The organism is Lentzea kristufekii, from assembly GCF_033949925.1.
Classification (GTDB): domain Bacteria; phylum Actinomycetota; class Actinomycetes; order Mycobacteriales; family Pseudonocardiaceae; genus Lentzea; species Lentzea kristufekii.
In genome coordinates this window covers 1-832 of record NZ_JAXAVV010000083.1, presented here as the reverse complement: position 1 = coordinate 832, position 832 = coordinate 1, and the positions used below count along the sequence as shown (strand labels likewise).

Genomic DNA, 832 nt, shown 5'->3' with positions numbered 1-832 from the left:
TGGCTCGCTGATCGTGGGCGCCGCCGCCCGCACCGACCTCGTCGCACCCGACCGGACCGAAGAGCTCGCCCGCGCTCAGTACATGTCGCTGCGCAGGCTTGCCGAGCTGCCCGACGACGTGGCCGTCTGGCCCACGCACGGCGCCGGATCCTTCTGCTCCGCCCCGCCTGGCGCGGACCGCACCAGCACGATCGGCAGGGAGAGGGCGACGAACCCGTTGCTGCGTGCGGCTGACGAGGACGCCTTCGTGAAGGAGCTGCTCGGCTCGCTGGGCAGCTATCCGCCGTATTTCCGCCGCCTCGGTGAGATCAACCGCCAGGGCGTTCTGGTGGGGACGCCTGAGCTGTCGCCGCTGGAGGTTGGTGCGGTGCGGCGGCTTCTGGTCGACGGCGCGCGACTGATTGACGTCCGGCCGGTCGACGAGTTCGCCGCCGCGCACGTGCCTGGCGCGCTGTCGATTCCGCTGCGGCCGGTGTTCGCGTCATGGCTCGGCTGGCTGGCGCCGCACGACCGGCCGCTGGTCGTGGTGCGCGGCGCCGACCAGGACCCGACGGAGATCGCCTGGCAGGCAGCCAAGATCGGCTACGTCGATCTCGCGGGCGAACTCGTCGGCGGGATGGATGCGTGGACTGCAGCGGAACTTCCCACGACCACAACCAGGTTGGTGGGCCCGGACGAGGTGAGCGGACCGGTGCTGGACATTCGGCAGGAGCCCGAGTTCGTCTCCGGCCACCTGCCGGGCGCGCAGCACGTCGAACTCGGCGACCTGCCCAGCCGCGTCGACGAAGTGCCGCAGGCACCGCTGATCGTGATGTGCGGACACGGCGAGCGC

At 71.4% G+C, this 832-nt stretch carries 1 protein-coding gene; it reads left to right on the top strand.

Going from position 1 to position 832, the window contains the following annotated elements:
- Positions 1–832 (top strand): rhodanese-like domain-containing protein (locus SK571_RS46160; protein WP_319990432.1); only part of this gene is annotated, 832 nt, incomplete at both ends.